The organism is Enterococcus casseliflavus (assembly GCF_029215545.1).
GTDB classification, from domain to species: domain Bacteria; phylum Bacillota; class Bacilli; order Lactobacillales; family Enterococcaceae; genus Enterococcus_D; species Enterococcus_D casseliflavus.
In genome coordinates this window covers 1,031,169-1,045,673 of record NZ_CP119393.1, presented here as the reverse complement: position 1 = coordinate 1,045,673, position 14,505 = coordinate 1,031,169, and the positions used below count along the sequence as shown (strand labels likewise).

The following is a 14,505-nucleotide window of genomic DNA, read 5'->3' as shown; positions in this document are numbered from 1 at the left end:
TTGCGATAAGGAGCTTTCCTCCATTCGGTTTATGATTATGTGAGTAGCCATAGACCATCTCTCGTTTCTTCTACGCTATTAATATATTCCATATTAATCAAGTTTAAAACTAGAATTAGTAGTGCAACTTTTGTGCAACTTTTCTCGATGATCTTGCAATGATATCTTCATCTTCAACTTATTTTTGTTTAAAATATACTCATCGACAAAATCAATTGCTTTTCTTAATTCAGTATGTTTCTTTTGAATATAAGATGTACTGTAGTTAAGATCTTCGGCGATTTTTTCTAAAGTCATCCCTTCAACATATTTCAAATACATTATTTGATTGTCTAATCCCTTAAACGATTTTATCAATAGAACCATTTCATTTAGTTGTTCTTCTAGTAATTCAATCTCTTCTTCAATTACTTGAATATTCTCTTCTAAAGAAGCTGACCTTGAGTTTTTTTCAAGTCGGACGTTTGCTAAATCACCACTGACCCACCGTTCCAATTCCAACTTACTTTTGTTAAGATTCCATTTCATGAAGAGGATCTGCTCTTCTAAATCTTGATAATTTTTAAGCCATTGAAACCTCACAAACGCCACCCCTTTATGGTAAAATAGTCTTGTCACAGGTCACTTCCCCAAAAGGTAGTGGCTTTTTTATTTTCCTTCTCTATCGTCCATTTTCTTTCCAACAATAACTGCAACGACCATTATCATTACGAATCCTGTAAACCCTAAAACTGCAACTGTCATAATCATCCTCCACTTTCCATCGCATCTCGTACTAGCGGATCATTGATAATAATCTTGTACTTCATCTGCTCATGCTGCAGCTGTTCTTGTAACTGCTCAATTTGTTCCTGTTGGTCCACAATTGTATAGGATAGCCAACTCAAGCCAGCGATCGTCAGCAGTATTGATACAACAGCTAGTACCGTATAATGATTAACTTTCATCGGCTTGCTCCAATAGTTCTGGGTTCTCATAGATATTTCCGATAACCACATACCCATTTTCTCCTCTAGTCCAATGTTCAAGACCAATAAATGAACTTGAGCAAATTTGTTTGCCAACAAATCCAGTGTCATGCCAAACAATTTTATGATGGCTGACATACCAATTTGATCTATCTTTGTTCTGAGAGCCGATAACATCTCCCTCGAAAATCTCCACGCCGTTCTTGTCTTTCAAACCAGTGGATTGCCCAAGCGTTTCAGGCAGTATTTCAATTAAATATTCATGTAGTCTTTCTGGCGGATAGGCTACTTTGTCTGTCAAAAGAATAGGAATCATGTGGACCACGTTGCAAAAGCTATCTGGAATCGGAACTCCTACAACCCACTCTCCATTGTCTTTTCTTTTACCTCTAAATTTTGGTACCATCTTATCCCTCCTGTTCATTAAATGTTTTAGTAACGAATTCATCAAATTCTTTTAAATGCATAACTTTTTTGAGACAATTTTTGTTATCGCACTGTTCCAGCCCTTGACTTTCAAGACTTTTTCGCCAAAAATCAGCGGTGTCTTCGTGAGACGTACTGATGAGTACGTAAATGGTTATCACTAGACCTGAATACTCGTATAAGCGGCAATATCCCAATGTTATGCGTAAGTTTCCTCCTAATATGGCCTTGTTATATGTATCAAAATTATTTCTTTCGACTTCTACTTACTCAATTTTTTTCTTGAATAATCCTAACAATCTGATCCCTCCTGTTTTTCATAGAAAGCATCTAAAGGTCTAAGGTAAGTAGATAACTCACTAACTTTTCTTTCAATGTCTTCTGCTTGTCCTTTTAACCATTCTTCCAAATCAACATCATCTCTAAAATTTTTCCTGTTTTGCCATGCCATTTCCATCTGTACTGCACTTTCTGCAATACTGTTAGCATAATCAGTAATGTAGTTGAATCTCATTTGACTACAACCAAAGGCCCTCTCCATGTTTATCCCTCCTGTTTGCTATCGCTGACTATTCTTTACTGTGTTTAATGAAATGACAATTCACTTCATTTACCGTTTCTAGCGCTAATTATTTACCAAGTTATTTCATTATGCTATCCTTAATACAACATAAAAGCTTTTATATGAGGAGAATAAACTTATGAAAAAGTCATTTTTTATTTTAGGCTGTGTTCTGGTACTATCTGGATGTTCTAACAAAACGTCCGTCAGCACTGCTTCCGATTCGTCTGATACTTTACAAACATCTTCGACAACAATGGTTTCTTCTGCAATAGAATCACACGAAAATACTACTGAAGATTCTCTCGATAAATATCAATCTACATCGGAATCACAAGATAACACTCTAGAAAGTAGTTTTATTGAAAACTCTAGCAATCAAGAAACTTCAGTCCCTATGACAAATAAAGAAGATGAATACTATCAACAAATTAAAGATGCTTGGCAAAAAGAGAAAGATTATTTAGACTCTGTCACTGACCCAAAAGTAAAACAATCTTTACAAACTCCTTTTGCTGCTGCTAATGCCAAAGCAACTGAATTAGTAATGAATAATCCATCAGATGAAACAATTATTATGAACGCTTTGAAAAAAGTTGTAGATGATCAATAACGTTGTAAATAATCCTTATGAAACTTAAACTAGTTTTCGAACTAGTTTTTTTTATTTCGTCGGATTGCCGTTCATACATTATACTCACTAGATACCTGTTCACCATTTACCCCAATCAATCCCCAAGCTTTCGCTTGAATTTCGTAACGGTGTTTGTTGTCGTACAAATACGCCAATCTGTTTTCAGCTATCTTAGTAAGCACTGGAATATTAATCCCCAACACTTTTGCCTTAATTAATTCATTAGAAATGTCGCTAATTTCATCTTTATGTGACTGGATAATGTCCATAATATTGTCTTTGTTAAGCACTGCTACGTCATCCTTCTATTGGTTATTTTGGTGGATAACTGACTATTCAAAAAAGCAGTTCATCCCATAAAAATACATATTCAATAATTATTCTGTGCTATAATTCGTTTATAAAATAAAAGGAGATATATTATGAAAAAAATTTTTCTATACCTTATTGCTATTGGATTTCTTTCCGGATGCTCGGCAAATAATAACGATACCAAAAATTCTTCAATGCATGAAAGTTATAAAGATTCTTCTAGTAGCTACGTGAGATCCTCAATTACAAAATCTTCTACAACAGTTACAAGTTCTTCAACAAGCAGCTCAAATCATACAATGTCTTCATCAAGACAAGTATCCCTTATTTCAAATGAAGAGGATGCAAAAGAAGCTATTAAACAAAAATACGGATTTTCCGCAGACACAAGACTAACATTTTGGGAAATGATAGGCAGTGACTATCTATTCAAAGCACAAAGTGAAGCCGCCATTGCAAACGGAGGTACTGGCACATTAGGATTCTATCGTGTTACTCCAGATGGAGAAGTGTATGATGCTGATTCAACTGGGGAAATCTATCAATGACTTTGACGGGTGCATTTGCACCTTTTTTTTGAGAACACGTAATTAACAATACCCGTTTCATTTTTCTTTTCCTAAAGTTAGTAGTATCTGTCGTTATTAAATTTTCATATCTGCAAACATTTATAGTATTTATTTATTTTGTTTGTTTATTATGGTATTTTATTTAAAAGGAGTGATTCTATGGCGAACAATATTGAATTTGAAGTTGAAAAAGTTTATAAAGGCAGAACCAACGAAATCTTTGTTATTACTGATCCCGAGACACAGGTACAATATATTCAAACAATTGTTATCGGTTCTGACGGAAAAGGCGTCGCAATTACACCAAGACTAGAGCCAGATGGAAGTATTCATTATAAGGATTAATTAGATCAACTTGTGTTGGTCTTTTTTCTTTCCAAGTTGGTAATTTCTTCCGATTCTGGACTTATTTCAGGTCACTGGATTTAACGAAAACACCATTGACCATCTTTCCAGTCCGTCCTTTGATTTCGTCATAAGAAAAATTCAAACATTCGTACAAGTCCATATCATTTTGCATTGCCAAGATGATCAAGGTTACTACTACATCGCCAATACCATCTCTTAGTGCATCTCGATCGTTTCTTGCTAATGCAGCTGCAACTTCACCAGTTTCTTCGACAACTTTCAACATTTGTTTGCTAGAATCTGCTTTATCCAATCCTTTTTCTTTTGACCATTGTTCTACTAATTCAACTAACTCATTCATGAATTTCCCTCCAATTATTTTGATTAATCGTAATCAACCCCATCGTCAATGGGCCCACTCCAATCCTTATAGCGGTAAGTCCTTCCTTGTTTATCTTCATGACCATAACGTAATAAATCGCTCATCGTTCGATTTGCTTTTTTGCACTTCCGACATACGTCTTTCCGAGTACCTGTGAAAATTACTTCGCCTTTGTAAAGAACCTCTACAATTCGCAAATGGGATTGCTCCCCTCTCCAGAGTTCAACACGCAATGCTTCCAGCTCTTCCTCGCTTATTGGATCAATCTCTCGATCATCAAGGTTAGATAGATAAAGTAATCGTTGTAGTTTTAAAGCACGTTCTCTGTGACGCTTCTTTTTTTCATGTTCTTTCTGCTTCATCACCTGTTGGTTCTGTTTCATGTTGATCACCTCCTGCATCTGCTGGCTTATACACATATTCATAAGGCTCCCACTGCTTATTTCCAAGAAGGCGATAGTACTTCCCTGCAAGTGTAATAATAAAATGATAGGTATCTGCCTTCTCCGGAACGTAACATCTTGCATAGTATTGACGGTAATTCTTGGGATTGTTAGAAAAATACTCAACCGTCCATCCTCGTACCTCGCAAAACATGGTGAATTCGACACGTGCTACTTTAAAACTGGTTATTCTTTCATCCATAGGATCACCAATTCGTTTTATTCAGAAAATCGATGTAGCCCGGCGTAGCAACCTGATAATCTTCCAACTCTTCTTCAAGAATGTACTGACGGCCATATTTTTCTTTCATGTTCTGCCAATCACTCCATGGGATAAACCCAACGGTCTTTTTGATCATGCAGCAAACACCTGCCATCGCTCCTAATTTTTGATGGAGATCCAACAAGGCCGCCTGATTTTGTGTGATCACTGATTTTTTTAATCGATCCGTTGTGGTCATCTTTGCTTCAAAAACAATGGCACGTCCATCCCATAGAGTTCCTTTGTAATCTGGTTGAGCTTTCCCAATCGGATAAACGATCATTCTGCCATCGCCGAGTATCTGCTTCACACGAAACGGTTCAGGTGTTTTTTCAATTAAAGCTATTTCTTTTGTTCTGTAGTACCAGCATCCTTGATCAATCATTTTTTCAAAGATATCGCCCAAATCATTGTTTACTCTATTTTGGTAATTTCTTGAAGACATCGTTTCTACCTACTTTCTGCATTAGTTTAGTAACAAATCCTTCTTTGTCATTTTGACCAAATGTATCTAGTGTTCTACGATAAATGCGCTCATAGTTTGCTTTGTCTTCAAAGCAAACGAATTGTGAAAACCGATCACTCTTAACTATTCCTGCGTATGCTGAATGATCATTTAACTTGTTTGATGCAGCATCGCAAATTTGCTGATTTTGAAGAAACCGGATTTCCTTTTCTTCTGATTTGATTTCCAATGTTTTAATACATGGAGAGAATTTCCCTTTGTTTTGATCATCAATGTTTAACATCAAAAAGACTTCCTGCATTATGTCGATACAATCTGATTTATCAAAGCAGGCGACCAGATACGTTTGTTTACTTTCCATTTCTACCTCTTTCTCTATCCATCATCATTTCTGAACAGTTCGATTTTGAAATACCACCCACGATCCTCATCGTAGATTTTCAATATATCTCCTAAAATCCGGTATTGAGGAAACCTCTTAAGAATTTCCTCTGCTCCATCATCGTTGGACATACCTAATTTATTTAGTTTTCTAAATGACCAATAATCATCATTCGTTGTTTCGTGTGGTTCTTTAAGGTTTCGACTCTTGGACCATCGCTTTTGACCTTTCTTCCACTGGCGATTTTCCCATTTCTCTTGACCAGTTAAATAATTGACCAAGCCTTGCATCCCATCTGAATCGTATTGAATGTTTTGCACTTGCCTTCGACCAAGAGGCTGCTTCTTCTTTCCTCGTCCTTTAGACCAAATACTCTCGATTGCATCCCGTGATGGTCCATTGTTTAAAACGATATGGTGATGGATTCGAGTGATATAGCCTACTTCCTCATCGTATTGATAAGAGGTAAACCACATGTACTTGAGTTCGAACCCTTCTTTCTCATAGAGCCTTTTTAGTTTTTTCAAAGTGTTTTCTTGATCACGCTTTGCATCAGCAGGCTTTTCAGGGAGAAACTGATCGGAATAAGTGAACGTGGCATAGTAATCTTTCTCTCCAAAATTTGCATATAGAAACAATGCAGCCTTTCTTTTACTTTGGGCTTGATTCCATCTTGCTTGAGATAAACCAGTGACTTTTTTTCTCCTACCTCTGGGTTCTCTGCATTTTCGTTCCTGCTCGATCGTCCTACTGTAAATGCGGATTTCTTTATAAGGTCCTGCTTCCACTCTGCGTTCTCTAACAAATGATTTCTTCATGACAAACACCCCAGAATTTTCTACGTCCGTTAAGTTAGTATCTAATACAAGGACGATAAAACGCCGAAATAGCAGCGTTTTTTGCAAAAATAGTCTGAGGATGGTATACTTATCTTGTCGGAGATAAGAAATACCATTCTCAGAAGTCGCCAGTTTTGGCGGCTTTTTTTATTGTTCTGAAAACTGGAAAAGAACCTTTTCTTCGGTTTGTTTTCCAAGATGAAAAACATGATGATACAACGTCCTTCCACGCAACTGAAATGTTTCTACTCTACCTCGTTCAGTTTTCGCTTCAATACTGTATACATAATTCTCGCCACGTTTCCTCATACGAACCTGCATAACAATTGCAGGCATTTTTTCCAAGTAATCGATCGCATTTGATAACATCTACATCACCTGCAGCTTTCACTCATGTTCGAACAAATTTATCTGTCCAGAATTATTGACATCAATTGGATAAACAACTGGTTCCAATTCTCGTTTCGGTAATCCATGATTTGATTCTGCATCGATGGTAATTCCTCGATGATCACTAGTGACTTTGATTCCAACCTTTATTGAAATCGTGCGTTTTGCTTCAATATCCTTTTGAGTATCCTGTAAATCGTTAGTAATTGTTCGAACTTCTGCATCTAGCAAACTATTGACTTTTGCCATCAACTTATCGGCTAAAGTTAGGGCTAACTGGTCATTATTCATATTGAATTCCTCCTTTACTTACTAAATCCGGTAGCAACTTAGGGATTGCCATTTGTAACTTTTGAAACTGGTCATCTGAAACAACAAAATATAACGCAATCTTTGGTGTCTCATCGCTATCAAATGAACGATCCTCTACTTCACATGTCGATTCAAACTTATTCCAGATAATCGACTTAATTTTTTGAGTGTATGGCTTAACATACATTCGATTAGTAGTGAAAATAATTTCTCTTTCTTTAAACATCTAGTTATCCTCCAATCATTAATAGGAAACAAATAGCTAACAAAATACCGTTTAACAATAAGCTGGCATAAGCAATCCCTTGTAATTGACGTGCTTTATACAACGGATTGTCATGGAGCGTAGCTAACCATTTCTTATTCACAAAATTCCTCCTTTCAATCTGACATGATATTTGCCCAGTTTTCTTGCAAATACTTCGCCATTTCTAAAGCATTGAATTTCCAAGGATTCCCTTTGCCTTTTGAGTAACGAACAAAACCGCCGTTCCTGACATCTAGTATTTCTCTGTTTGGATAAAGGATTTTTTCCTTTATCCAATTTTCGTCAGTAGTTTGCAGTCGTTCCTTAAGATCATCCATCGTCCAAGTTTGACCCATCAAATCTTTTTTCTTTAACGATTCATATTCTTCAATCTCAACAACTTTTAAATGTGAAGGTATTAAGATTTGAATAGGGGTATTGATTTCAATAGTTTGAGACATTAAATCACCTCCTTAACATTTTGTACATTTTTCTGTACAAAACCTTTAAAAAAATAATTCCCCAGTTCTTTTGAAGGAATATTTAGCAGTTCAGCCATAACTTTAATCTCAGTTTGCGTGAAGTTTGACTTGCTATTCAATTTTAGATTCAACGATGTTCTGCTCATATTTAGTTTAGGTGCTAAGGTTTCTTGAGTAAGTCCTTTTTCCGATATTTTATCCTTCAGCAATTCATAATCGTAGACAATGTCTATTTTTTTCATTCTTTTCCCCTCCAGACTGTTCGGTTTTCTGTACAAAACCATCATAGTTTATAAAAAAAAGAATGTCAACACATTTTGTTCAGTTTTCTGTATCTTTTGCTTGCTATTCAGAATTCTTAACAGTATAATCATTGTAAAGGGGTGTACAGAATAATGAACAACTTTTCTGATCGGCTAAAAATAGCTTTAAAAAATAAAAATATATCTCAAGCTGAATTAGCTAGACGTACTGGAATTGGTCGTAACTCTATCAGCGACTATATAAATGGGAAATACGAAGCGAAACAAGATAACATCTTTCTTATGGCAAATGCTTTAGAAGTAAATGAAGCATGGCTCATGGGAATGGACTCGCCAATGACCAGAGAAATCCATGAATCTACTTTTTCGAATGAAGTAGATCCAAAACAAATTGAATTAATGGATATTTTCCAAAATCTAGATACTAGTAAAAAAGATGATGTACTCGACTTTGCTAAATACAAAATGCACGAACAGAATAAAGAAAACTTCACTATTGCTGCCCACTCTGACGATCCTAACAAAAGGATTACTCAAGAAGAATTTATCGAACTTAATCGATATCTTGATGAAGCTGATAAAAAATTTGATGGTAAGTAGGGTTGCAAATGGATGATTATGAAAATCTTTTGGATAAAGTTATGAATGAAATTCCGGTAATCGAATTACCGCTTGAAGAAGATACTGGTTATACCGGTCTATATAGAAGCAACCGAATTTACCTAGATAAAACCAAAACTAATAGAAAAAAGAAGGTTGTCTTAGCGGAAGAATATGGTCATCATAAAAAGACCGTTGGTAACATTATTGACTACAAAGCTTCTGGATCTTGGAAAGAGGAATGGAAAGCTAGAAGGTTTGGAATTGAAATTTTGATCACACTTGATGCTCTTTTAGAATGCGGACTGAATGGTTGCACTAATATCTACGAATGCAGTGAATACCTAGATGTAACTCCCGATTTTTTCGAAGATGCTTTAGTCCATTACTTTAACAAATTCGGTAAATTTCACTATCATCGCAACTTCAAATTTACGTTTGACAATGAGTTTATATTAGTCGAACCTTTGAGAGTTTTTGGATAAAAAAAGCCTTTAGAAGCGGCAACTTCTAAAAGCAGGGTTCATTCCTAAGAATGTACAAATATATTATAACAAAGGAATGAGTATTTGAAATGAAAAAATTATTAAGTTTAGGGCTAGTTACTTTATGTGGTATTACTTTAGCGGCTTGTAGCAGCGGAGACTCAGAAGTTAAGGTATCTTCTAATTCAACAAGTACAGCTGTTACTGCTAGTGAAACAGCTTCTTCTAGTACGGCTGAAGAAAGTGCTGTCGGCAAACGTTCTAACCCTGTTCCATTAGGAAGTACAGCAACATTTGATAACACTTACTATGCGGAAGATGGAACAGAAATAAATTCTAATATTTCAATGACGATCAGCAATCCTTTGCGTGGCCAGGAAGCTTACGATTTTTTACTCTCTGAAAATGAGTACAATGAAGCTGCCCCAGAAGGAAAAGAATGGTTAGTATTTGATGTTAAAATGAAGATGAATAAAGGTAGTCAAGATGAGCCATACTACGCAATGCCTTCTTTTACACCTATCAGCTCTAAAGGTGAAGAGGTTGCACAAGATACTTATGGTACATTTTCAGAAGGTAGTGAGTTTGGATACAAAGAACTTTATGAAGGTGGAGAACTTTCAGGTAAAGTTGCATTATTAGTTCCTACAGGTGATGATACTTTAATTTCTTTCACCGATTTTAATTCTAAAGTTTTCTTTAGTCTCAAATAATAAGAAAGCACGTCCCTCTTCTTGGCGGTCGAGGACGTGCTGGACACAAATAAACGTAAGGCTTATTTAGTCATGCCTATTGTAGCAAAACTAAGGAGTTGAATCAATATGGCTAGTATTCAAAAGAAAGATAACGGATGGCAGTATCGTGTCTCTTACAAAGATACTGATGGTAAATATAAAACAAAAACAAAAGGAAAATTTGCAACAAAAAAAGAAGCACATTTAGCTGCTACAGCCATTGAAAAGAAACTAACTGAAGGATTTAGAATTTCTGATGCTGACCAGGAGTTTCCTGTTTATTTTCGAGAATGGTATGAAGTTTATAGAAAAGGAAAGTTTTCTAAAGCAAATGATGCTGATATAGAAAAATCTATAAAATTTGCGGAAGCAAATTTCAAAGGAATAAAACTTAAAGATTTGAATAGGAAAATTTATCAACAGAAGCTGAATGTATTCGCTAAAACGAGACGTTCCTCCACTGTTTCAAAAATTCACATCTATATGAAAGCAGCGATCCAAGATGCACTGCAAGAAGGAATTATTTTCAAGGACCCTACTTATAAGGTTTCATCTCGTGGTGGTATTTCAGATAAATCAGATAGAGATAAATTCCTAAGCTACAATGAAACCAAAAAACTCACAAATTCTTTGATTGATGGCATCAAACCAACATACGTATCCAGATATATGATTCTTTTAGGTATTGCTACAGGAATGCGATATGCGGAAATACTTGGATTGACTTGGAACTGTATAGATTTTGAAGATAAAACTGTTAGAGTTGAGAAGACATGGGACTATGTATACAAACAAGACTTTTCAAATACTAAGAATTACCAATCAATGCGCCTTATTACTGTTGACGACTTCACTCTTGACCTTCTGAAACAATTAAAGAAACATCAACGTGAATATTACTTTGGCAGAATACTAAAGAATGAGAAAAATCTAGTTTTTTTAAATGACGATATGGAGTTAATATCAAACTCTGCAGTAAACAAAACGTTGAAGAAACATCAAAAGAAAATTGGAATAGATCAACCTATAAACTTTCATGGCCTTCGACATACACATGCATCAATACTTATCTATCAAGGTGTTAATCTAAAATACGTTTCCAGACGTTTGGGCCATAAAAAAATTGAAACGACATTAGGTATTTATCAGCATATTCTTGATGAAATGGAACAAAAAGAATCTCAAATCGTTAGCACGACAATGGGTGAGCTATTTGCATGAATCCTTAATCTCGTGCAAAATCGGTGCAAAATAATTTTATTTTCTCTAGTTTTCTTCCACTTTCTTATATTTTAAAAACCAGAAGAACCCTTGATATATAAGCATTCCTTATATAATCAGGGGTTCTTCTGGTTTCTTCATAAGGAGAGTACAGGATTTGAACCTGCGCGCCGGGATGAACCGGGTCGGCGGATTTCGAGTCCGCTGCATTACCACTCTGCCAACTCTCCATAACAGTTATTTTCGCTAGTTTTATTAAAAATGTCAAGAAAAATCTGCACCCAATAAGTAATGGGATGCAGATTTTTTGTTCTTTAATCGAAGATGTAGCTATCTTTCTTTTCGATTACGCCTTCAATGGTCTCGTTGATGATTTTGATGATCTGGTCATCGGTGGGTGTGATGATACCCGCCGACATTAAGGAAGCCAAACCAGTCACAACGATCCATGCGCCATTATGTAGTGCATTTACCGCATCTTCTGAAAGATCCGCATATTTTTCTTCTGATTTGATCAAGGATTTGAAATAGGTCGATGAAAAATCATGCATCAATTTCCCACCGCCATAGTCGTCGATAAAAAGGGCGATGTAGAGATTGTGCTGCTCTTGAGCGAAGCGTATATAATTCAGGCCTAAATCAACAAGTTTGTCTCCTGTTCGAACAACTGGAAAAACATTTTCCGATAAATCTTTGAAAACAGCCTCCACCAAGGTATTTTTTAAGTCCTGCATATTTTCGAACTCAAGATAAATCGGTTGAGTAGAAATTCCCATGTGCTTAGCGATATTCCGGGCCGTAAAATTGCCAAAACCTTCTCTATTGATCAGTTCATAAGCGGCCTTCAAAATGTGTTCTCTTGTATAGACCTTCCTTCGCATCAATAAATCCCCCTTTTTATATTTATTTAATTGTAACCGAGATATTCATTTTTTTAAAATAAAACACTCCATCCGTTATCTTATTTCTATTCACTTTGTTCATTAAAAACGAATGTTTACTAATTAAAAGAAGTGCTTCTCCTTTCATTTATCACAAAAAATCCTACGCATTGACTGCTAGTTATTTTTCAAATCTACTTTTCTTCCTTGTTGAAAACTCGCTGAAATTGTACACTAAGAATGTAGTGCGCAAATTCGATTGAAAAAGGAGTTTGGAAATGGCTGAATCAAAAGAGCTATTATTGGAGACCTGTTTGTTGGCAGGAAAAATCATGATGGAAAACGGCTCGGAAGTCTATCGAGTGGAAGATACAATGAATCGAATTGCAGCAAATGCCGGGGAGCAAGGCAGCATTAGTTATGTAACAGCAACTGGACTTTTTATGGGCTTACGCAGTAGCCACTATGCACAAGTAGAAAATGTTCATGATCGAGTCATCAATCTCGAAAAAATTGTTGCCGTCAACGGATTGTCCCGTGCCTATGCTGAAAAAAAAATCTCATTAGTGGAACTGCACGAGGCATTAAAAAAGGTCAATCCAACGACACCAAGTTTTCCTTATTGGCTGCAGGTGTTTAGTGCGGGCGTGGTCAGCAGTACTTTAATGATTATTTTCGGCGGTGCTTGGTTTGATTTTCTAGCAACGTTTGTCATTGGCTGTCTGGGATTTTTATGCGCCTATTGGGTCAAAAAAGTCATCGATATCCGCTTTTTGGATATGTTTTGCGCCTCTTTACTGATCGGCACTTTGTCTCTTCTAGCGGTCTTTCTTCATGTCGCACAAAACGTCGATAATTTGATTATCGGTGCCGTCATGCCCTTAGTTCCTGGTGTAGCGATCACCAATTCCTTTCGGGATATTTTGGCAGGCCATCTCATCAGTGGGACTGCTCGGGGAACTGAAGCTATTTTCACAGCTGCCGCGATCGGTGTTGGCATCGCCACGGTCTTCACCTTATTTGGAGGGATCTCATGACGATTTTTATTCACCTTTCCTTTAGCTTTTTAAGCACCGTGACCTTTGGTATCTTGACCAATATTCCTAAAAGAGCCTTAGTTGCAACAGGCATCGCTGGAACGGTTGGCTGGATGATCTATTGGTCATTGAAAACGATTGGCTACGGTCTAGGAAGCGCCAACTTCTTAGCCGCATTTGCCGTCGGTTGCGTCAGCATCTTTTTTTCCCGCAGAAAAAAAATGCCCATGATCATTTTTAACATTCCTAGCCTCGTTCCTCTCGTACCGGGTGGTCCTGCCTACAAAGCCGTTCGAGAATTCGCTTTGGGCGACAACTTTGTCGGCTTTGAAAATCTGATGATCGTTGTCATCACCGCTGGGGCGATCGCTGGAGGCTTCATGATGACGAGTGTGGTTGAAAAGATCGTTAATCGTTGGCAAATGAAGCGAACGAAAAAACATCCCTCAGATAAAAAAATCTCCTGAAACTATTGGTGCGCAGAAACTATAAATTTTTCTTATTTCAGACTTTAGTACAATGTTTTCTTTTCGGACTTCTTTTATAATAAAGGCATACCTTACAAAACTGTTTGACGTTTGTCATTTGTTTTACTGGATTTTTCTGGTCTCACCCCGTATAGTGGGATTATGAAACATAAAGGAGATGAAGTCCTGTGAGCATAGCAACTTCTCGTCGTATCATTAATACGATTTCTATTATTGGCTTAGGTTTATCTATCGCATTAACGATCTATTTTATCAATCTAGGTGTTTTCAAAGACATTAATGCACTGCGAGGTCTAGTTGGAAATTCCGTTATCTTAGGACCAATCGTCTTTATCCTTTTGCAGATCTTGCAAGTAGTGATCCCGATCATTCCCGGTGGTGTCTCCAGCGCTGCGGGTGTCTTGATTTTCGGTCCTTATCTAGGATTCGTTTATAACTATGTAGGAATCAGTATTGGTTCTGTCATTATTTTCCTGCTAGGCCGACGATACGGTAAACCATTCATTTTAAGTATGATCAGTGACAAGACTTACGATAAATATATTGGCTGGTTAGATAACCAAAGCCGATTTGAAAAACTTTTCGCCCTTGCAATCTTTCTACCAGTCGCCCCAGATGATGCCCTTTGTCTAATGGCTGGCTTGACCAACATGACAGTGAAGAAATTTACGTTGATTATTTTGTTGGCAAAACCTGCTTCAATTTTCTTGTACAGCATGGCTTTGATTTATGGTGGAACATTCTTAACTGGTTTGTTAGGCGGATAAGAAAA

The 14,505-nt window shown here is 36.6% G+C and carries 28 protein-coding genes and 1 tRNA gene; 10 read left to right on the top strand and 19 right to left on the bottom strand.

What is annotated here, in order from left to right; genetic code table 11:
- Nucleotides 1-93: 93 nt before the first annotated feature.
- The 4 genes from P0G38_RS05070 to P0G38_RS05055 form a co-directional block, all read right to left on the bottom strand.
- The gene (locus P0G38_RS05070; protein WP_275855218.1) at nucleotides 94-582 is read right to left on the bottom strand and encodes a hypothetical protein; all 489 of its coding nucleotides are present in this window, start codon (nucleotides 580-582) and stop codon (nucleotides 94-96) included.
- Between the two features lie 164 nt (nucleotides 583-746).
- Nucleotides 747-947 carry a hypothetical protein gene (locus P0G38_RS05065; protein ID WP_275854206.1) on the bottom strand — a complete coding sequence of 67 codons (201 nt, stop codon included), beginning with the start codon at nucleotides 945-947 and terminating at the stop codon, nucleotides 747-749.
- A complete protein-coding gene (locus P0G38_RS05060) occupies nucleotides 937-1,374 on the bottom strand; it encodes a YopX family protein (RefSeq protein WP_275854204.1) in 438 nt (145 codons plus the stop codon). Before P0G38_RS05060 ends, P0G38_RS05065 begins: the two co-directional genes overlap by 11 nt.
- A gap of 312 nt (nucleotides 1,375-1,686) precedes the next feature.
- A complete protein-coding gene (locus P0G38_RS05055; protein WP_275854202.1) occupies nucleotides 1,687-1,935 on the bottom strand; it encodes a hypothetical protein in 249 nt (82 codons plus the stop codon).
- Nucleotides 1,936-2,095: 160 nt separating this feature from the next.
- On the opposite strand from P0G38_RS05055, the gene P0G38_RS05050 reads away from it, so the two are divergent.
- The gene (locus P0G38_RS05050) at nucleotides 2,096-2,569 is read left to right on the top strand and encodes a membrane lipoprotein lipid attachment site-containing protein (RefSeq protein WP_275854200.1); all 474 of its coding nucleotides are present in this window, start codon (nucleotides 2,096-2,098) and stop codon (nucleotides 2,567-2,569) included.
- A gap of 71 nt (nucleotides 2,570-2,640) precedes the next feature.
- On the opposite strand, the gene P0G38_RS05045 is transcribed toward P0G38_RS05050, so the two are convergent.
- Nucleotides 2,641-2,880: a hypothetical protein gene (locus tag P0G38_RS05045; protein ID WP_275854198.1), complete on the bottom strand. Its 240-nt coding sequence runs from the start codon at nucleotides 2,878-2,880 to the stop codon at nucleotides 2,641-2,643.
- Between the two features lie 132 nt (nucleotides 2,881-3,012).
- Between P0G38_RS05045 and P0G38_RS05040 the strand changes: the two genes are divergently transcribed.
- Together P0G38_RS05040 and P0G38_RS05035 are read left to right on the top strand one after the other, a co-directional pair.
- The gene (locus P0G38_RS05040; protein WP_252704427.1) at nucleotides 3,013-3,450 is read left to right on the top strand and encodes a hypothetical protein; all 438 of its coding nucleotides are present in this window, start codon (nucleotides 3,013-3,015) and stop codon (nucleotides 3,448-3,450) included.
- A gap of 180 nt (nucleotides 3,451-3,630) precedes the next feature.
- A complete protein-coding gene (locus P0G38_RS05035; protein ID WP_003126526.1) occupies nucleotides 3,631-3,816 on the top strand; it encodes a DUF6440 family protein in 186 nt (61 codons plus the stop codon).
- A 61-nt stretch (nucleotides 3,817-3,877) separates the two neighbouring features.
- Here P0G38_RS05035 and P0G38_RS05030 read toward each other — a convergent pair whose 3' ends face one another.
- The 12 genes from P0G38_RS05030 to P0G38_RS04975 all read right to left on the bottom strand — a co-directional run bounded on the left by P0G38_RS05030 (nucleotide 3,878) and on the right by P0G38_RS04975 (nucleotide 8,266).
- Nucleotides 3,878-4,180 (bottom strand): MazG-like family protein, encoded by a 303-nt coding sequence (locus P0G38_RS05030; protein WP_275854188.1) that lies wholly within the window; start codon nucleotides 4,178-4,180, stop codon nucleotides 3,878-3,880.
- Between the two features lie 23 nt (nucleotides 4,181-4,203).
- Complete coding sequence (locus tag P0G38_RS05025) at nucleotides 4,204-4,584, bottom strand: hypothetical protein (protein WP_275854186.1); 381 nt, start codon at nucleotides 4,582-4,584, stop codon at nucleotides 4,204-4,206.
- On the bottom strand, nucleotides 4,544-4,846 hold the full coding sequence (locus P0G38_RS05020; RefSeq protein WP_196044482.1) for a hypothetical protein: 303 nt from the start codon (nucleotides 4,844-4,846) through the stop codon (nucleotides 4,544-4,546). Before P0G38_RS05020 ends, P0G38_RS05025 begins: the two co-directional genes overlap by 41 nt.
- Nucleotides 4,847-4,850: 4 nt before the next feature.
- Entirely contained in the window at nucleotides 4,851-5,351 is a 501-nt protein-coding gene (locus P0G38_RS05015) for a Holliday junction resolvase RecU (RefSeq protein WP_269924015.1), read from the bottom strand.
- Entirely contained in the window at nucleotides 5,326-5,733 is a 408-nt protein-coding gene (locus tag P0G38_RS05010) for a hypothetical protein (protein ID WP_275854181.1), read from the bottom strand. Before P0G38_RS05010 ends, P0G38_RS05015 begins: the two co-directional genes overlap by 26 nt.
- A gap of 14 nt (nucleotides 5,734-5,747) precedes the next feature.
- Nucleotides 5,748-6,572 (bottom strand): rolling circle replication-associated protein, encoded by an 825-nt coding sequence (locus tag P0G38_RS05005; protein ID WP_275854179.1) that lies wholly within the window; start codon nucleotides 6,570-6,572, stop codon nucleotides 5,748-5,750.
- Nucleotides 6,573-6,740: 168 nt separating this feature from the next.
- The gene (locus P0G38_RS05000; RefSeq protein WP_275854177.1) at nucleotides 6,741-6,962 is read right to left on the bottom strand and encodes a hypothetical protein; all 222 of its coding nucleotides are present in this window, start codon (nucleotides 6,960-6,962) and stop codon (nucleotides 6,741-6,743) included.
- 18 nt (nucleotides 6,963-6,980) lie between these two features.
- Nucleotides 6,981-7,274 carry a hypothetical protein gene (locus P0G38_RS04995; RefSeq protein WP_275854176.1) on the bottom strand — a complete coding sequence of 98 codons (294 nt, stop codon included), beginning with the start codon at nucleotides 7,272-7,274 and terminating at the stop codon, nucleotides 6,981-6,983.
- Nucleotides 7,267-7,521, bottom strand: a complete 255-nt coding sequence (locus P0G38_RS04990; RefSeq protein WP_275854175.1) for a hypothetical protein — start codon at nucleotides 7,519-7,521, stop codon at nucleotides 7,267-7,269. The genes P0G38_RS04995 and P0G38_RS04990 overlap by 8 nt, the downstream gene beginning before the upstream one ends.
- A 4-nt stretch (nucleotides 7,522-7,525) precedes the next feature.
- Entirely contained in the window at nucleotides 7,526-7,663 is a 138-nt protein-coding gene (locus P0G38_RS04985) for a hypothetical protein (protein WP_179190645.1), read from the bottom strand.
- Nucleotides 7,664-7,676: 13 nt separating this feature from the next.
- Nucleotides 7,677-8,003, bottom strand: coding sequence for a DUF771 domain-containing protein (locus tag P0G38_RS04980; RefSeq protein ID WP_275854174.1), 327 nt, complete (start codon nucleotides 8,001-8,003; stop codon nucleotides 7,677-7,679).
- The gene (locus P0G38_RS04975; RefSeq protein WP_275854173.1) at nucleotides 8,003-8,266 is read right to left on the bottom strand and encodes a DUF739 family protein; all 264 of its coding nucleotides are present in this window, start codon (nucleotides 8,264-8,266) and stop codon (nucleotides 8,003-8,005) included. The genes P0G38_RS04980 and P0G38_RS04975 overlap by 1 nt, the downstream gene beginning before the upstream one ends.
- Nucleotides 8,267-8,419: 153 nt before the next feature.
- On the opposite strand from P0G38_RS04975, the gene P0G38_RS04970 reads away from it, so the two are divergent.
- The 4 genes from P0G38_RS04970 to P0G38_RS04955 all read left to right on the top strand — a co-directional run bounded on the left by P0G38_RS04970 (nucleotide 8,420) and on the right by P0G38_RS04955 (nucleotide 11,327).
- A complete protein-coding gene (locus tag P0G38_RS04970) occupies nucleotides 8,420-8,887 on the top strand; it encodes a helix-turn-helix domain-containing protein (protein ID WP_275854172.1) in 468 nt (155 codons plus the stop codon).
- 8 nt (nucleotides 8,888-8,895) lie between these two features.
- Nucleotides 8,896-9,372, top strand: a complete 477-nt coding sequence (locus P0G38_RS04965; RefSeq protein WP_275854171.1) for an ImmA/IrrE family metallo-endopeptidase — start codon at nucleotides 8,896-8,898, stop codon at nucleotides 9,370-9,372.
- 89 nt (nucleotides 9,373-9,461) lie between these two features.
- Nucleotides 9,462-10,085: a DUF4352 domain-containing protein gene (locus P0G38_RS04960; protein ID WP_275854170.1), complete on the top strand. Its 624-nt coding sequence runs from the start codon at nucleotides 9,462-9,464 to the stop codon at nucleotides 10,083-10,085.
- A 108-nt stretch (nucleotides 10,086-10,193) separates the two neighbouring features.
- Complete coding sequence (locus tag P0G38_RS04955; protein WP_275854169.1) at nucleotides 10,194-11,327, top strand: tyrosine-type recombinase/integrase; 1,134 nt, start codon at nucleotides 10,194-10,196, stop codon at nucleotides 11,325-11,327.
- A 142-nt stretch (nucleotides 11,328-11,469) separates the two neighbouring features.
- On the opposite strand, the gene P0G38_RS04950 is transcribed toward P0G38_RS04955, so the two are convergent.
- Nucleotides 11,470-11,557 (bottom strand) — tRNA-Ser (locus P0G38_RS04950).
- 84 nt (nucleotides 11,558-11,641) lie between these two features.
- Nucleotides 11,642-12,208, bottom strand: coding sequence for a TetR/AcrR family transcriptional regulator (locus tag P0G38_RS04945; RefSeq protein ID WP_010749693.1), 567 nt, complete (start codon nucleotides 12,206-12,208; stop codon nucleotides 11,642-11,644).
- Nucleotides 12,209-12,486: 278 nt separating this feature from the next.
- Here P0G38_RS04945 and P0G38_RS04940 point away from each other — a divergent pair, with 278 nt between their 5' ends.
- The 3 genes from P0G38_RS04940 to P0G38_RS04930 all read left to right on the top strand — a co-directional run bounded on the left by P0G38_RS04940 (nucleotide 12,487) and on the right by P0G38_RS04930 (nucleotide 14,500).
- A complete protein-coding gene (locus tag P0G38_RS04940; protein WP_074535996.1) occupies nucleotides 12,487-13,245 on the top strand; it encodes a threonine/serine exporter family protein in 759 nt (252 codons plus the stop codon).
- Nucleotides 13,242-13,712, top strand: a complete 471-nt coding sequence (locus P0G38_RS04935; RefSeq protein WP_016608602.1) for a threonine/serine exporter family protein — start codon at nucleotides 13,242-13,244, stop codon at nucleotides 13,710-13,712. The genes P0G38_RS04940 and P0G38_RS04935 overlap by 4 nt, the downstream gene beginning before the upstream one ends.
- A gap of 188 nt (nucleotides 13,713-13,900) precedes the next feature.
- Nucleotides 13,901-14,500 carry a TVP38/TMEM64 family protein gene (locus P0G38_RS04930; RefSeq protein WP_005229140.1) on the top strand — a complete coding sequence of 200 codons (600 nt, stop codon included), beginning with the start codon at nucleotides 13,901-13,903 and terminating at the stop codon, nucleotides 14,498-14,500.
- Nucleotides 14,501-14,505: the final 5 nt, after the last annotated feature.

Coding starts and splice junctions, on each gene's coding strand:
- P0G38_RS04945 (WP_010749693.1), bottom strand. CDS start 12,208: ATGCGAAGGAAGGTCTATACAAGAGAACACATTTTGAAGGCCGCTTAT.
- P0G38_RS04955 (WP_275854169.1), top strand. CDS start 10,194: ATGGCTAGTATTCAAAAGAAAGATAACGGATGGCAGTATCGTGTCTCT.
- P0G38_RS05030 (WP_275854188.1), bottom strand. CDS start 4,180: ATGAATGAGTTAGTTGAATTAGTAGAACAATGGTCAAAAGAAAAAGGA.
- P0G38_RS05035 (WP_003126526.1), top strand. CDS start 3,631: ATGGCGAACAATATTGAATTTGAAGTTGAAAAAGTTTATAAAGGCAGA.
- P0G38_RS04970 (WP_275854172.1), top strand. CDS start 8,420: ATGAACAACTTTTCTGATCGGCTAAAAATAGCTTTAAAAAATAAAAAT.
- P0G38_RS04935 (WP_016608602.1), top strand. CDS start 13,242: ATGACGATTTTTATTCACCTTTCCTTTAGCTTTTTAAGCACCGTGACC.
- P0G38_RS04960 (WP_275854170.1), top strand. CDS start 9,462: ATGAAAAAATTATTAAGTTTAGGGCTAGTTACTTTATGTGGTATTACT.
- P0G38_RS05020 (WP_196044482.1), bottom strand. CDS start 4,846: ATGGATGAAAGAATAACCAGTTTTAAAGTAGCACGTGTCGAATTCACC.
- P0G38_RS05040 (WP_252704427.1), top strand. CDS start 3,013: ATGAAAAAAATTTTTCTATACCTTATTGCTATTGGATTTCTTTCCGGA.
- P0G38_RS05055 (WP_275854202.1), bottom strand. CDS start 1,935: ATGGAGAGGGCCTTTGGTTGTAGTCAAATGAGATTCAACTACATTACT.
- P0G38_RS04940 (WP_074535996.1), top strand. CDS start 12,487: ATGGCTGAATCAAAAGAGCTATTATTGGAGACCTGTTTGTTGGCAGGA.
- P0G38_RS04990 (WP_275854175.1), bottom strand. CDS start 7,521: ATGTTTAAAGAAAGAGAAATTATTTTCACTACTAATCGAATGTATGTT.
- P0G38_RS04980 (WP_275854174.1), bottom strand. CDS start 8,003: ATGTCTCAAACTATTGAAATCAATACCCCTATTCAAATCTTAATACCT.
- P0G38_RS04965 (WP_275854171.1), top strand. CDS start 8,896: ATGGATGATTATGAAAATCTTTTGGATAAAGTTATGAATGAAATTCCG.
- P0G38_RS05005 (WP_275854179.1), bottom strand. CDS start 6,572: ATGAAGAAATCATTTGTTAGAGAACGCAGAGTGGAAGCAGGACCTTAT.
- P0G38_RS05000 (WP_275854177.1), bottom strand. CDS start 6,962: ATGTTATCAAATGCGATCGATTACTTGGAAAAAATGCCTGCAATTGTT.
- P0G38_RS05050 (WP_275854200.1), top strand. CDS start 2,096: ATGAAAAAGTCATTTTTTATTTTAGGCTGTGTTCTGGTACTATCTGGA.
- P0G38_RS05060 (WP_275854204.1), bottom strand. CDS start 1,374: ATGGTACCAAAATTTAGAGGTAAAAGAAAAGACAATGGAGAGTGGGTT.
- P0G38_RS05010 (WP_275854181.1), bottom strand. CDS start 5,733: ATGGAAAGTAAACAAACGTATCTGGTCGCCTGCTTTGATAAATCAGAT.
- P0G38_RS05025 (WP_275854186.1), bottom strand. CDS start 4,584: ATGAAACAGAACCAACAGGTGATGAAGCAGAAAGAACATGAAAAAAAG.
- P0G38_RS05015 (WP_269924015.1), bottom strand. CDS start 5,351: ATGTCTTCAAGAAATTACCAAAATAGAGTAAACAATGATTTGGGCGAT.
- P0G38_RS05065 (WP_275854206.1), bottom strand. CDS start 947: ATGAAAGTTAATCATTATACGGTACTAGCTGTTGTATCAATACTGCTG.
- P0G38_RS04975 (WP_275854173.1), bottom strand. CDS start 8,266: ATGAAAAAAATAGACATTGTCTACGATTATGAATTGCTGAAGGATAAA.
- P0G38_RS04995 (WP_275854176.1), bottom strand. CDS start 7,274: ATGAATAATGACCAGTTAGCCCTAACTTTAGCCGATAAGTTGATGGCA.